General features: G+C 65.7%; 13 protein-coding genes. 6 read left to right on the forward strand and 7 right to left on the reverse strand.

Features of this window, described 5'->3' with window-relative positions:
• Positions 1-8 precede the first annotated feature (8 nt).
• A complete protein-coding gene (locus J2W49_RS16465; protein ID WP_310318548.1) occupies positions 9-1,040 on the forward strand; it encodes a Cj0069 family protein in 1,032 nt (343 codons plus the stop codon).
• 93 nt (positions 1,041-1,133) lie between these two features.
• On the opposite strand, the gene J2W49_RS16470 is transcribed toward J2W49_RS16465, so the two are convergent.
• From J2W49_RS16470 to J2W49_RS16480, 3 genes are read right to left on the reverse strand one after another with little or no spacing between them, the layout of a single operon-like run.
• Positions 1,134-2,117 (reverse strand): helix-turn-helix transcriptional regulator, encoded by a 984-nt coding sequence (locus tag J2W49_RS16470; protein ID WP_310318551.1) that lies wholly within the window; start codon positions 2,115-2,117, stop codon positions 1,134-1,136.
• Positions 2,114-4,252, reverse strand: a complete 2,139-nt coding sequence (locus J2W49_RS16475) for a xanthine dehydrogenase family protein molybdopterin-binding subunit (protein WP_310318554.1) — start codon at positions 4,250-4,252, stop codon at positions 2,114-2,116. Before J2W49_RS16475 ends, J2W49_RS16470 begins: the two co-directional genes overlap by 4 nt.
• Entirely contained in the window at positions 4,249-4,707 is a 459-nt protein-coding gene (locus tag J2W49_RS16480; RefSeq protein WP_310318556.1) for a (2Fe-2S)-binding protein, read from the reverse strand. Before J2W49_RS16480 ends, J2W49_RS16475 begins: the two co-directional genes overlap by 4 nt.
• Before the next feature lie 212 nt (positions 4,708-4,919).
• On the opposite strand from J2W49_RS16480, the gene J2W49_RS16485 reads away from it, so the two are divergent.
• Entirely contained in the window at positions 4,920-6,506 is a 1,587-nt protein-coding gene (locus tag J2W49_RS16485; RefSeq protein ID WP_310318560.1) for an alkaline phosphatase D family protein, read from the forward strand.
• An 84-nt stretch (positions 6,507-6,590) separates the two neighbouring features.
• On the opposite strand, the gene J2W49_RS16490 is transcribed toward J2W49_RS16485, so the two are convergent.
• Positions 6,591-7,421, reverse strand: a complete 831-nt coding sequence (locus J2W49_RS16490) for a phosphodiesterase (RefSeq protein WP_310318563.1) — start codon at positions 7,419-7,421, stop codon at positions 6,591-6,593.
• Positions 7,422-7,831: 410 nt separating this feature from the next.
• On the opposite strand from J2W49_RS16490, the gene J2W49_RS16495 reads away from it, so the two are divergent.
• From J2W49_RS16495 to J2W49_RS16505, 3 genes are read left to right on the forward strand one after another with little or no spacing between them, the layout of a single operon-like run.
• Positions 7,832-10,003 (forward strand): hypothetical protein, encoded by a 2,172-nt coding sequence (locus tag J2W49_RS16495; protein WP_310318566.1) that lies wholly within the window; start codon positions 7,832-7,834, stop codon positions 10,001-10,003.
• Positions 10,004-10,005: 2 nt separating this feature from the next.
• Positions 10,006-10,311, forward strand: coding sequence for a hypothetical protein (locus J2W49_RS16500; RefSeq protein ID WP_310318569.1), 306 nt, complete (start codon positions 10,006-10,008; stop codon positions 10,309-10,311).
• 26 nt (positions 10,312-10,337) lie between these two features.
• Positions 10,338-10,544 carry a hypothetical protein gene (locus J2W49_RS16505; protein WP_310318572.1) on the forward strand — a complete coding sequence of 69 codons (207 nt, stop codon included), beginning with the start codon at positions 10,338-10,340 and terminating at the stop codon, positions 10,542-10,544.
• Between the two features lie 52 nt (positions 10,545-10,596).
• On the opposite strand, the gene J2W49_RS16510 is transcribed toward J2W49_RS16505, so the two are convergent.
• The 3 genes from J2W49_RS16510 to J2W49_RS16520 all read right to left on the reverse strand — a co-directional run bounded on the left by J2W49_RS16510 (position 10,597) and on the right by J2W49_RS16520 (position 12,346).
• A complete protein-coding gene (locus J2W49_RS16510) occupies positions 10,597-10,974 on the reverse strand; it encodes a VOC family protein (protein WP_310318575.1) in 378 nt (125 codons plus the stop codon).
• Positions 10,975-11,194: 220 nt separating this feature from the next.
• Complete coding sequence (locus J2W49_RS16515; RefSeq protein WP_310318578.1) at positions 11,195-11,563, reverse strand: antibiotic biosynthesis monooxygenase family protein; 369 nt, start codon at positions 11,561-11,563, stop codon at positions 11,195-11,197.
• A gap of 15 nt (positions 11,564-11,578) precedes the next feature.
• Entirely contained in the window at positions 11,579-12,346 is a 768-nt protein-coding gene (locus J2W49_RS16520) for a nuclear transport factor 2 family protein (protein ID WP_310318581.1), read from the reverse strand.
• Positions 12,347-12,578: 232 nt separating this feature from the next.
• Between J2W49_RS16520 and J2W49_RS16525 the strand changes: the two genes are divergently transcribed.
• Positions 12,579-13,469, forward strand: coding sequence for an AraC family transcriptional regulator (locus J2W49_RS16525; RefSeq protein ID WP_310318584.1), 891 nt, complete (start codon positions 12,579-12,581; stop codon positions 13,467-13,469).
• Positions 13,470-13,475 lie beyond the last annotated feature (6 nt).

Genomic DNA, 13,475 nt, shown 5'->3' on the forward strand with positions numbered 1-13,475 from the left:
CCTTGACCATGTCTGCCCCTTCCATCGCATTGCTCTATCCCGGCGATCGCCCCATGCGCGATCGCGCCGACCCGGCTGAGAGCCGCTTTGGGGCCTTGTTCGAAGCGTTCGCGAGCGCCGGTGTGAAAGCGGTGCCAGCTGTGTACAACGACGCCTTCGCCGATGAGGTAGAGCAGCAGTTGCACGACTGCCAACTTGTGCTTGCGTGGTGCAACCCCATCGAAGGCGGGCGAAGGCGAGACCTGCTGGATGCCATGTTGCGGCGGGTGGCGGACACGGGTGTCGTCGTCAGCGCACATCCCGATGCGATCCAGAAGCTGGGGACCAAGGACGTCCTGTTCGAGACACGTGACCTCCCGTTCGGCAGCGATGTCTGTCGCGTCGAGAACCTCAAGCAGCTGGAGGAAGAACTGCCGGAAAGACTTCTGCGGGGTGCGCGGGTGCTCAAGCAGTACCGCGGACACAGTGGAATCGGCGTTTGGCGGGTGGAATTGATGGAGGGTGCGACCAGGCGTCTGCGGGCGCGCCACGCGCAACGTGGCAGCGAAGAAGAGGTGCTGGAGCTTGGGGCGCTACTGGCGAAGCTGGCGCCGTATTTTGAAGTGGCGAGCGGCGGACACATGATCGACCAGGCGTGGCAACCACGGATGGTGGAGGGCATGATTCGCGCCTACCTGGTCGAAGACAGTGTCGCCGGGTTCGGGCATCAGTCGGTGAACGCCCTTTATCCCGGCATGCCTGGCGGACCAGCACCCGCACCAGGACCCAGGCTCTATTACGCTGCTGACCTGCCGCAATTCCAGGACCTGAGGCAACGCCTTGAGGCTGAATGGGTCGAACTGCTTCGTGCACGTGTTGGGCTTGCGCGGGAGCAGCTTCCTCTTCTGTGGGACTGCGACTTCATGTTGGGTGAACGTTCGGTCGGGGGTCCAGGGCGCTATGTGCTCTGTGAGATCAATGTCAGTAGCGTGTCCCCCTTCCCGCCGTCCGCCATCACGCCGCTCGTTTCCGCCGTGCAGCGTCGCCTCAGCGAGATCTGACCCGGCTCTTGGCCCCTTCGGAGGCGGAGGCGGAAAGGACTGCCTGTGGCCGAGGCTTTGAAGACGTATCGCGAAATGGCTGTGGTCAGAACGTCAGTCCACCGCAGCAAATTCCGTGCGAAAGCGCAGAGGCGTGAGGCCCACGCGGGTGCGAAAGTCGCGGGTGAAGTGGGGCTGGTCGGCGTAGCCGCTGACGAAACCCACCTCGGCAATGGGTGCCGGCGATTTCAGCAGCCACCATGACGCAGACCTGCAGCGCGCTTCAGAGAGCACATGTGTGTAGCTCAGTCCGGCGCGGCTCAGGTTGCGTTGCAGGCTGCGCGGTGCCTCGCCTTGAGCTTCCGCCAGCGCAGGCAGGGTCAGCGGGGCCATGAGGTCTTTGCTCAGTGTGCTGAAGCATTGTTGTGCGTGCGCTGGCCAGGTTTGTGGGGGCTCCAGATGGGGTGCGGGGGCTGCACCCATGAGGGGCGGTTCACGCCATGCATTGGCGGGCGCCCATGCCATGCGCCATTCCGCCGGGCTGTCTTGCTGCGCCAGCCGAGCCAGCGCGTGAGGATCGGGCGCCGGGTACACGGGCACATCGCCCACCCACGTGGTCACCTGGGTCGCGCCCACGGCTTCCAGAAATGCCACCAGCACGCCCAGCACCACCAGACTCTCGGCCAGCAGCGGTGGCGGCAGGCCGGTGCGGGCGCGGTGAGCGATGCGGGCGCTGCATTCAGTCAGGCCCAGCAGGTCAATGCGGTGGCGGGAATGGATGTACTGCTCCAGGCGCGCCCAGCGGTTGAACAGATCGCGTGCGTCGCGGGCAGACGCCAGCGCAATGTGGGTGGGCTCTTGTGCATAGCCGTGCAGGCCGCGCCCCAGCAAGGCCAGGCAGCCCCAGCCACCCTGTTCAATGGCCGACCGCACCAGCAGGCGTTTTTCGTCGATCGAGACCGTGGCGCGCTGGTCCGCTGCCAGGGGCATGGTTGCATCAGGGTTCAGCCCCAGCTCGCGCATGCCTTGGGCCAGCACGCGCACCATGGCGGCGCTGGCGAAGTCTGTCGTCGGTGCCTGGCGGGCAGGAGGCTTCATGGGCGGGAGGGAACGGTGGTGCTGGATGGAGTGCCCAACATTGTGCGCAAGTCTTCGGCCCGCACGGGCAGGCGCGTGGGCCTGACCCCCACGGCATCGCGGATCGCGTTGGCAATGGCTGCGGCCGATGCCACGATGGCCGTTTCGCCCGCGCCGGTGGGTGGCTCCGTGCTGTCCACCAGCAGCACCTGCATGGGCGGCACTTCGCCCAAGCGCGGAATGGGTGAATCGGCAAAGTTCATCGCAGCCACTTCCGATGTACCCACCGGCAGCTGTTCGATCAGCGCCATCCCCAGGCCCCACACCAGATTGCCTTCGCACTGGACGCGCACCTGGTCGGCGTTGATCACGTGGCCGCAGTCATGGGCGCACCACATCTGCAACACGCGTATCTCGCCGGTGGTCGGGTCCACCTGCACGTCGGCCACCACGGCGGCGTAACTCTTCTCCTTGTAGATGCCGCAGGAAACGCCACGTCCGCGTTTGGCATGCGGCATGGCGGCTGGTGCCTCCTTCGATTCAGCAGCTTTCACCGCCATGCGCAGCACGTCTGCCAGGCGTGGGTCGTCGATGTGGTCCAGGCGGAACTGCACCGGGTCTGCCCCGGCGGCCCTCGCGCATTCGTCCATCGCAGACTCCAGGGCCAACACGTTGGGACCAGCGCCCAGGCCGCGCCATGGGCCGGTGTGCACCGGCAGTCGCTCCAGGTCAAATTCAGATCGTCGTGCCTTGGCGCGGTAGGGCAGCGTGGCACCACGCGCCACACCCATGTCGCCGATCACGTGCGTCACCAGTTGCAGCCAGGGCGGCGCGGCAGCGGACGTGAGCAGGATGTGGCTGCTGGCGAAGCTGTGCCACCAGTGCTGCAGGCGACCATCTTGCAGCCGGGCGCGAATGCGGTGACTGGAAGGTGGGCGGTGAAAGCCGTGTTTGAATTCCTGCGCCCGGTTCCATTGCACCTTCACCGGTGCCTTGGCGGCGCGGGCCAGCACAGCCGCTTCCAGCTCCACCGTGCAGATGGTCTTGCCGCCAAACGCGCCGCCCACGCGCTGGCCGTGCACCTGCACCTGGTCTTCTGACAGCCCCAGCCGCTTGGCCACCGCGTCGCGCTGGTAGAAAACGTCTTGCGAACCCACCCACAGTTGCAGGTGCCCCTGCGCGTCAAACTCTGCCACGGCGGCACGGGGTTCAATGGCGGCGTGGGCGGCCAGCGGCACGTCGATGCGCAGGTCCACGTCCCACTCGCCTACTTCCTGGATCTTTTCATCGTGCACCTGGTGAGCGCGGCGCGGGCTGTCCGCCAGCCGGCGGTCGATGTCGATGGCGGCGTCGATGGTCGACTGTCCGAAGCCGCCGTCGATCTGCCAGGCCATGGCCAGGGCCTGTTCCACTCGGTCCAGCGCGCCCGGCGTGCGCGCAACAATGCCCACGCCCTCGCTGTTGCTCATGGTCAGCAAGGGATCGCGCACCAGCGCCACAAAGCCGGGAATGGCGCGGCCGGCTGCGTCGTTCATGGGGCCAGGGCGCGAACGCAGTTCCGGTGACACCGGCGCGCGCAGCACGCGACCAAACAGCATGCCGGGCCGGCGCACATCGGCCACATACAAGGGTTCACCGCGCACAATGGCGGTGCCCTGTTCCATGGGCAGGTGCGGCCCGGTGGGCAGCGGGCTGCGCGCTTGCAGAAAACGCAGCTGGTCCAGCGGTCTTTCCACCACGGTGAGCTGGCCTTGCGTCTGCCCGCTGGCCAGCGCGTCGCGCAGCGTGGCGCAGGCCTGCGCCAGGGGCAGGGCAAAGTCTTTCACCGAATCGCTGCCCACGGTGGCGCGCACACGGCCGATGGTGGTTGTGCTGTGCAGTTGGGCGTCCACGGTGTCCCAGGCCACACCCATTTCCAGGCAGACGATCTGCTTCAAGGCCGTGAGGATGTTCTGGCCCATTTCTACGCGCGGAATGATGAGCGTGGTGCGCCCGTCCACATGGCGTACCCAGCCCAGGGCGTCCTGCAGGCTGGGCTGCGGGCGCTTGGGGATCACGGGCAGCGCGCAGCCGGTGAGGCTGGGCACCACGGCCACGGTGAGGCCCCCAGCGCCCAGTTGCAGGAAGCGCCTGCGGGAGAGAGCGATAGTGTTCATGTGGCGATCCCCGCCGTCCGCTTCACCGCCTGCCTGATACGCTGCTGCGTGCCGCAGCGGCACAGGTTGCCCGCCAGCGCGCTGTCGATCTGTGTGTCGTCGGGCCGGGGCATGCGGCGCAGCAGTGCGACTGTGCTCATGATCTGCCCGGCCTGGCAGTAGCCGCACTGGGGCACGGCCACGTCCAGCCAGGCCTGCTGCACCGGGTGCAATGTGCCTGAACTGCTCAGGCCTTCGATGGTGGTGACGGCGGCATTGCCCACGTTGGTCACCGGCAGCACACAGCTGCGCACGGCTTCACCATCCAGCAAGACCGTGCACGCGCCGCACAGCCCCGCGCCGCAGCCGAACTTGGTGCCCACCAGGCCCAGCGGTTCGCGCAGCACGTTCAACAACGATTCATCGCGCCAGTCGGCCGGCACGGTCACCGTGCGCCCATTGACCTTCAACTGCATGGCAACTCCTTGCGGTGTGGAAGGCTTGCAGTCTGGCCGGTGGATGGCGTGTTGTATTGAACCTGCACGCCAACCTGACGGGGCGGTGCCACGAATCGCGGTCAGGCCGCTGAAGCATTCAAGCTCTGGCGAACTGACGCGCCGGCTTCATACGCATGACATCAAACGTGCGAACACTGAAGCGTTGTTGCAATCAATTTGGGAGCGTTTTGATGGATCGTCGTGTTTTCATGGCCCGTGGGGCCCTTCTTGGGGGCGCCGTGGTGGCGCCTGCGTCGCGGGTCTTGGCACAGGGCGCCACCGCACCCGCCATCGTCACGCGCGATGGCGCGCGCCCGCAAATGGCGCATGGCATTCAAAGCGGCGACCCGAAGGCCGACGGGGCGGTGATCTGGACGCGCAGCGACCGCCCCGCACGCCTGTGGCTGGAATGGGCCACCACCGCGAGCTTTGCCAACGCCACCCGCGTGCGCGGCCCGCACATGCTGGAGACATCTGATTTCACCGGTCGCGTGGACCTCAACGGCCTGCCTGCCGGTCAGGAGATCTTCTACCGCGTGGTGCTGCAGGATCTGCACAACGAACGTGTGCTGTCCGAACCCCTGCAGGGGCACTTGCGCCTGCCAGCGGCGGCCACCCATGGCCGGGCTGCGCGTGACGTGCGTTTTGTCTGGAGCGGTGACACCGCCGGGCAAGGTTGGGGCATCAACGAGGCCTGGGGCGGCATGAAGATCTACGAGCAGATGCGCAGCACCAACCCCGATTTCTTCCTGCACTGCGGCGACACCATCTACGCCGACGGCCCGATCAGCGCACAGGTGAAGCTGGCCGACGGCAGCCTGTGGAACAACCTGGTCACTGAAGAGGTGAGCAAGGTCGCTGAAACGCTGAACGAGTTCCGTGGCCGCTACCGCTACAACCTGATGGACGCCAACGTGCGCCGCATGGCGGCCGAAGTGCCCCAGATCTGGCAATGGGACGACCATGAGGTGGTCAACAACTACTCAGACGCCAAAGACCTGAGCGGCGACCAGCGCTACACCGAGAAGAACATTCCTTTGCTGGTGGCACGCGGCACCGTGGCCTTCAACGAGTACGCCCCGATGCGCCGAACCGCTGACGTGGAGGCTGAGCGCGTTTACCGCCACCTGCCGCAAGGCCCGCTGCTCGATCTGTTCGTGGTGGACATGCGCAGCTACCGCGGTCCCAACACCGCGAACCTGCAAACCCGCGAAAGCGCCGAGACCGTGTTCATGGGCAAGCCCCAGCTGGACTGGCTGCTGGACGGGCTCAAGCGCTCGAAGGCGGTGTGGAAGGTGATTGCTGCCGACATGCCGATCGGTCTGCACGTGCCCGATGGCAAGGACAAGTGGGAGGCCATGGCCAACGGGGAAGATGGCGCACCCAAAGGCCGGGAGCTGGAGCTGGCAGGTCTGCTGCGCGCGATCAAGCAGGCGGGCATCAAGAACGTGGTGTGGCTCACGGCTGACGTGCACTACACCGCGGCCCACTACTTCGATCCAGCCAAGGCGCAGTTCAGCGACTTCTCGCCATTCTGGGAATTTGTCTCCGGCCCGCTCAATGCCGGTGGCTTCGGCCCCAACAAGACCGATGCCACTTTCGGCATGCAGGTGATGTACCAGAAGGCCCCCACCGAAGTGAACGCACCGCCGTCCAGCGGCTTGCAGTTCTTCGGCCAGGTCGACATCGACGCCAGGACACGCGCGATGACGGTGACGCTGAAAGACCTCGCAGGCGCTTCGCTGTACAGCAAGACGCTGGCGCCGCAGCGGGCGTAGGCGCCGCTTTGGTGCTCTGGGCAGCATCGCTGCGCCAGAGTCCGGGCCGATTGCTGCGTTGCTTGCGGTTGGGCGCAGGCTCTTTCAGTGAAACAGTTGAGGCGCGCCGAAGTCACCCACCGACTGCAGGTGCGTCACCAGGTGCCCGGCCTGCACGGTGTGAACGTAGAAACCCGGCGGTTCGAAGAGGAAAGAGGGCGGACTGTCGGGCATCAGACCCAGCGTGATCTGGTGTGCGGTTGACGGCGCGGTCATGGCCACGGTGCCGCCGAAGCGGCGGGTGATGGGGCGGTGCAGGTGACCGCAGAGGATGCGTTCGACCTGTGGGTGCTGCCTGATGAGGGCTTCCAGGTCGCTGGCCCCTTCGCGCAGGCCCATGTCGTCCATGTGGCGGATGCCGGTGGCGAACGGCGGGTGGTGCATGGCCACGATTGTGGGTGTGCCGGGTGCGGCTTCCAGCTGCGCGCGCAGCCACGCCAAGCGGGCGGCGCACAGGCTGCCGTGGGGCTGGCCCGGCACCACGGTGTCGAGCGCCAGCAGGCGGCGGCTGCCCAGGCTGGCTTCAAACAGTGCGAAGCCTACAAGCGAAGGGTCGTGCGCCGTGCAGACCAGGTAGCGGTAATCCGCAAAGGCCTCGCGCAGCTGGGGCACTGCGTCGTGATTGCCCGGCATCAGCAGCACCGGGCAGGTCAGGGGCGCCAGCAGTTCGCGCAGGTGTGCGTATTCGTCCAACCCGCCGCGCTCGACCAGGTCGCCGGTGATGAGCACGTGGCTGGGCCCATGGTCCATCGCCATGATCTGTGCGATCGCGCGTTTCAGATAGCTGGCCGTGTCCACCTCGTTCATCAGCAACCGGCCTTTGGCGACGATGTGCGGGTCCGAGAGTTGAACGAAGCATTCAGGGGCAGCTGGCACGGGGTGAACTCCCTTTAGGGCCTGTTGACACTGTTTTTAACCCGTTCCCTTCGGGTTGCGGCCAAAAAGGCCATGCGCCGCGTTGCGAAGCCTCGCCGGGCCACCGGTCCGTCTGCGTTTCGCGCCTTGCGCATGGCCTTTTTGATCCGCAACGCATCTTGGAGAAACAGTGTTAACAGGCCCCAGTGGATATGGCGTTGACGCGATGTCAGGACGCGTTGTCATGCATTCTGTATCGGCTTGTAAAGCCTGACGCGACAGAGCGTGTGTTCACTCATTCAGGGGATGGCTTTCTCCCATGCGGGGGATGCGACAAGGGCTGCTGAATCGCACACTGAAAGTGATTGCTTCCCATGGGGCGTTGGTGCCATGCGAAGCGATCACATACCTCAAATCCACAAGGAGACGCCATGGCCAAGACACCCAGATCGAGTGCGGGCAGCGATGCCCGCAGCACCCCATCGCCCACCCCTGCCAAGGCGTCGGCCGTGGGAATGGAAGCGGCATTTGATGCCGCCGAATCGGCCGTCATCGGCAAGCTGGGTGCCGCGCGCCTGGCGGCACTCAGCGGGGCGCCGGTGGCCCGCCTGGCGGGCCAGCCGATCGCCAGCCTGAAAGCCAAGCTGGGCCATGTGCTGGACCCTCGCATGCTCTTCATGCAGCGGGTGTGCGGCAAGGTGGTGCGCACCGATGCGAGCACCGGCCGCCAGATGCCGGTGCCGCTGGCCACCGTGCAGGTGGAAGATACGGATTGTTCGCTGTTCGCCTTCCATCCGGTGGGATCGCCCTGGAGCTGGCTGTTTCCGTTCAACTGCAAGCGCGAAGTGATCGCCACCGTGAAGACGGACGCGTGCGGCAACTTCTGCGTCTGGATTCCGCGCTTTGACATTGACTGGGTGCTGCGCTGGCGCACGCTGCGGCTATGTTTTCCGGTGCTCTTCGAGCGCCCGAACTGGCGAGATCTGCTGGACGATTTGCGCCTGCGCATTCCGGACCTGACAGAGCGCGGCCCGATCGGCCCCATCCCCGGGCCAGACCCGGCACCGGACTTCACTGCCCTGCGGCAGCTTGCCGCCATGAGCGATTCGCGTGTGGCCGAGGCCCTGGCCCGCTTCGAGACGCTGCCCGGCCAGCGTTTTGGAGAAGACACATCCGCACTGGACCAGGCGCTGGACGCGCCGGCGGCGCTGCGCATGGCGCCGCCGCTGCCTGCCGACTTCCTGAGCGACGATGGTGGCAAGAAAGGCGCGCCTTCGCGCCTGGCACTGGACACGGTGGCCGCCCAGCTGAGGCTCGATCCGAAGGCCTTGGAGGGTTTCAGCCCGCAGCACTGGATCGGCCCGATGCGGCGTTGCGTGAGCATTCATTTGCCTGAGTGGGTGCCCATCATCGACGTGCCCGACATCACCTTCCGTGTGCTGCAAGACGTGGACGGCGACGGTGTGGAAGAGGTGATCTACGGCGAGAGCCACTTCGACGTGCGCTGGAACGCCGGCAACCTGCCTTTCGTGACGCTGGAAGCAGACGCCAGCGCCCGCGTCGCACCCGACTGCTTTCCCGACGAGCAGATCCCCTGCGGCAACACGCCAGCCATCGTCATGGCAGGGCGACTGCCTCTCACGGGTGACCCCAGCACCTTCAACAACGCCACCGGCTACAACCTGCGCACCAACCGCCCGCACCCGTCTGGCACCAGCGTCGATCCGCTGCCCAACCCGTCCGCGCGCTCGCCGGCCTTCGGCAAGTTGTCGCTGTTGGGCTGCCACCGCACGCACCCGGGCGCCACGCACTACCGTGTGCTGTACCGCCACCGCGCGCCAGGCAGCGCAGCCTTTGGCCCGCAAACGCCCTTTGTGGGTGTGAGCTGGTGGCTCTACCGGCTCAACGGCGCGGGCGTGGGCGAGTGGCATGCCCCCACCAGCAATGCCAACGGCTGGTACCCCATCAATCTGCCCGCTGGCCCCAACAGCTGGCTGCCCAGTGAACAGCTGTTGCTGGACTTGCCCACCGGTGGCACTTATCCCGACGGCACCTACGAGCTGGTGCTGCAGGTGGGCACGCTGCCCGGTACCGTGTTGGCGAGTTCTGCACCCGTGGCCGTGGTGGTGGACAACCGCGCGCCCGGGTTCGTGTTCGACATCGCGTGGCGCAAGGCTGGCGAGGCCGTCTGGCTCCCCATTGGGGGCAACTGCCCGGTGGTGCGGCGCGGTGCCACGCCGGTGGCGGTGGAGTTCCGGGTGACGATGGATGTGCACAGCGAACACTTCCGCAACGCCTACTTCCGCCCGACCGTTTGCGGCAGTGTGGGCATGGTGCGCACGAGCGGCAGCGGTGGCGCGGATGGGCCGCTCGGTTTTGAGCACTGGCACACCACGGTGGGTGACCAGGGTGGGCTGATGCAGGCGGTGTACACGTTGCCGGCCAATGCGTCCCAGGGGTCCTACGGTTTCTTTGCCCGCAGTGTTTCGCGGGCCTTCGATACCAACCAGGTGATGGCGCCACCCACACCGGCCTTCGAGTACGAGGCCACACGTGTGTACCAGGACGCGAGCCGCGCGTTCGCGGTGTTCGACGCCGACTGAGCATGTTCGCAGGCTTTGGCCCGGAGCCACCGTGGTTTGAAGCGGTTCTCTCGGTGCTGGCTGTGTGGCGGTTGGCCCGGTTGCTGGCGCGTGAGCGAGGTCCTTTCGACTTCGTCTCACGACTGCACGTGGCTGCGGCCGGCACGCGGCTGGCTGACGGCCTGGCTTGCGTGCATTGCCTCGCCCTCTGGCTGGCGGTGCTGCCCGCCGCGCTGCTGGCGCCTGGCTGGGCAGAAGGTTTGCTGCTGTGGTTGGCGGTGGCCGGCGGGGCGAGTGCAGTTGAACTGGCTGCGAAAGAGAACACGTGAGCTGTTGTCAACGATCATCGGCGCCCGTGCCAGACCGCTGGGCTTCTGCCGGTTCGGCGCAGCCGCAGGCGGCGACCGTGCCCGAGCGCCTGCGTTTCACCGGTGCCCGGGCACTCAGCCTCCCGGTGGGCCAACGCCGGGTGCTGGTCCAGCCTGGCGAGGAACTGCAGGGGATAAGCGAAGCAGAGCGCCATGTGTTGTGGCGCACTGGTTTGTTTGAGGCGGTGGGCTGAGGGGCTTACAGCAGCTCGACGAGGAACGCAGTGTTGCCGCTGAGCCTGCGCCTCAGCCCATGGAATGCAGACCCACCTTGTTGCCTTCGGTATCGATGAAGACGGCATAGAAGCCGAAGTTGTTGCCGATGTCGGTCTTGGGCACGGCAATGCGCCCGCCCGCACCCTCCACCCTGGCCAGCATGGGCGCCAGGTCGTCGCCTCCGTTCAGGTACACCATGGTGCCGGTCTGGGAAGGTGTGGCGCCTTCACCCTTGACCAGGGCACCACCCACCGCGGCGGATTCGTCGGACAAAAAGCCCATGATCGTGGGGCCCATCTCCATGGGCGGAATGGGCCTGCCCAGCACCTTCTCGTAGAAGGCCTGGGCGCGCGCGAAGTCGTTCACCGGAATCTCGAACCAGTTCAGGGCGTTGGGGGCTGATGCCATGGGGTGCTCCTCAGTGAAGTGGGGACGGTGGCCGTGCCCTGGGGATGCACAGTGGATCGCATGCCGGTTCCAGGCGGCGAGGTGCAAATCGGGCAGGCCTCAAGTCGAAGATCAACATCTTCCCTCAGATCGTGCGCCGATGGAAGCCGTGCAGTTGCCGAATGATGGCCTGCCCGGCGCATGGCTCTGCGCCAGGCGCGCTCTGGTTGACTCCCGTGCGTTACTTCTCGTAGCGCTTCATGCGCATTGTCGAGGCCTCGATCTTCGACATGAACGGTGCGGCGGCGGGCGCTTTTTCGAAAGTCGCCATCGATGCGTCGGCGTCTTTCGCCGACCGCCAATGCACGATCACCAGCCACTCGCCGTCCGCACCGTGCGCGCTTTCGCGCGACACGAAGCCCGGCTGCTTGGCGACGTGTTCACGCTCCACCGCCTTATCAATCGGAGCGAATTCGGAGGCAGCGACACCCGCCTTGAGCTTGAATGTCACGACTTCGATGACTTTGCCGCCCTGGCCGGCGGCCAGGGCCGGCTGGACCGCGAAGGTTGCAGACAGAACGCTGCTCAGCAAGAACTTCCAGGGATTCATACCTTCGTCCCTGCGTCAGAACTTGCCGTTCGAGTTCTTCCACTCCGAGCGGGGCGGAATGGTTTCGATCGTGTCCCAGTGCTCGGCGATCTTGCCGTTCTCCACCCGGAAGAGGTCGTAGAACGCGCTGGGCTTGCCGGCGAATTCACCCTCGCTGGCGACGAGCACGAAGTTGCCTTCGCCCAGGACCTTGTGGACCTTGTGGTACTTCATCGTCACACCCGCCTTGGCCATGGCCTGCAGCGCCGCACCGAGGCCGGACAGGCCGTCGGCGATCTGCGGGTTGTGCTGGTGGTAGTTGTCGCCGTCGTAGTAGCCCGCCAGGCGGTCCATGCGGCCGTTCACCAGGATGTCATCGACGAACGACGCGACCAGTTGCTTGTTCGCTGCCGTCTTGTCCAGATCCTTTGCCACGGTGGGCCCGTCGATCATGGTACGCCCGCTCGGATTGGGCTGGGCCGGCGTCTCTTGCAGGTTGTCCCAGTGTTCGACGATCTTGCCGTCTTCAAAGCGGAAGATGTCGAAGCCGATCTTCGGGCCGAAGAAGTTGTAGTCGGTGTGCGTGAAGACAAATTCACCGTCCTGGAAAACACGCACCGTGTTCACTTTCGCGGAACCCTTGGGCAAGGCCTGCAGCACCGCGCCGAAGCCGGCCAGGCCGTCGCCGACGGCGAGGTTGTGCTGGATGTACTTGGCGGGGTTGACGACGGCGACCGGTGCCGATTCGCCGGTTTCGATGGCCTTGAGCAGCGCAACGACTTGCGCCTTGGGATCAGATGACATGGAGGCTCCTTGGGAAGAAGAGGGGGACGATGCACATCCAGCGACGATCGCCAGAACGCCCAATGTGACGAGTTGCTTGGAGAGGGTTCGAAAGGAAGGCATCGGGGTTGAACGTTGGTTGGTTTGAAGCACGTACTTTGCCGGCATCGAGGCCCTTCGGCTAGGTCGTCGTCGGGCAATTGATGGTAGAAATCGAGCATCCATGCCCATCGGCGTACGGAAAGGATGGTTCGTGACCCAGACCCCCAAGGCACTGCGCGAGACGCGCTTCGAGAGTGCCCGACTGAACCCCATCGGCGTGGAACTGATGACCTTGTCGGAGTTGCGTGCCCGGGTGTCCGCGAGCCTGTTTGTCGTGACGGAGCGCGTCGAGTTCTTCATGGTCCTCGTGGCGACCGGAGGGCGTGGAGAACACCTGGTCGACTTCGAGCGCATCGGGCTGCACACCGGCCATGCCGTTTTTGTGAGGCCTGGACAGGTGCAGCAGTGGCAGCCCACCAATGGCCTCGAAGCCGACGTGCTGCTGATCGATCCGGCCGTTGTGCAGCCAAAGGCATCGAAGTCTCAACAGGGAGCGATGGCGCTGCTGCACTTGGAGGATTGGCCAGTCCACTTCAAGCTGGACGCAGACGGGCTGGCCGCCTGGAAGTCTTTGGCGGCGATGCTCCGCAGAGAACTGGATCGGCCGTTGCTGGACGAGCTATCGGCCGCCATGGCGCGCGAGTTGCTCGTGTGTCAGATGCTCAGTCTCAGCCGATCGGCGACGGGACAGGCGACAGCGCCAACGGTGCAATCTGCGCTGGTTCGGCGTTTGCGGCACGAGCTGGAACGATGGGTCGACACCCGTCCGTCGGTGGCACGGCTCGCTGGCAGCTTGCGCGTTTCAACGAGCACCCTGACGCGCGCCTGCAGGGACGTGCTGGGGCATTCGGCCAAAGACGAAGTGGATCGGCGTGTGGCGCTGGAGGCTCAGCGCTTGCTCGTGCACAGCACGTCGACGTCGGTCGCGATCGGCGAGCTTCTGGGCTTCAGCGAGCCGACGAACTTCGTCAAGTTCTTCCGGCGGCGCGTGGGGATGACGCCGGAGGCCTTCCGGCAGGCGCACCGCCTGCAGCGTCGCTAGCGGCTT

The organism is Hydrogenophaga palleronii (assembly GCF_031457455.1).
Classification (GTDB): Bacteria; Pseudomonadota; Gammaproteobacteria; order Burkholderiales; family Burkholderiaceae_C; genus Hydrogenophaga; species Hydrogenophaga palleronii_A.

Coding starts and splice junctions, on each gene's coding strand:
- J2W49_RS16465 (WP_310318548.1), top strand. CDS start 9: ATGTCTGCCCCTTCCATCGCATTGCTCTATCCCGGCGATCGCCCCATG.
- J2W49_RS16470 (WP_310318551.1), bottom strand. CDS start 2,117: ATGAAGCCTCCTGCCCGCCAGGCACCGACGACAGACTTCGCCAGCGCC.
- J2W49_RS16495 (WP_310318566.1), top strand. CDS start 7,832: ATGGCCAAGACACCCAGATCGAGTGCGGGCAGCGATGCCCGCAGCACC.
- J2W49_RS16500 (WP_310318569.1), top strand. CDS start 10,006: ATGTTCGCAGGCTTTGGCCCGGAGCCACCGTGGTTTGAAGCGGTTCTC.
- J2W49_RS16485 (WP_310318560.1), top strand. CDS start 4,920: ATGGATCGTCGTGTTTTCATGGCCCGTGGGGCCCTTCTTGGGGGCGCC.
- J2W49_RS16510 (WP_310318575.1), bottom strand. CDS start 10,974: ATGGCATCAGCCCCCAACGCCCTGAACTGGTTCGAGATTCCGGTGAAC.
- J2W49_RS16480 (WP_310318556.1), bottom strand. CDS start 4,707: ATGCAGTTGAAGGTCAATGGGCGCACGGTGACCGTGCCGGCCGACTGG.
- J2W49_RS16515 (WP_310318578.1), bottom strand. CDS start 11,563: ATGAATCCCTGGAAGTTCTTGCTGAGCAGCGTTCTGTCTGCAACCTTC.
- J2W49_RS16475 (WP_310318554.1), bottom strand. CDS start 4,252: ATGAACACTATCGCTCTCTCCCGCAGGCGCTTCCTGCAACTGGGCGCT.
- J2W49_RS16520 (WP_310318581.1), bottom strand. CDS start 12,346: ATGTCATCTGATCCCAAGGCGCAAGTCGTTGCGCTGCTCAAGGCCATC.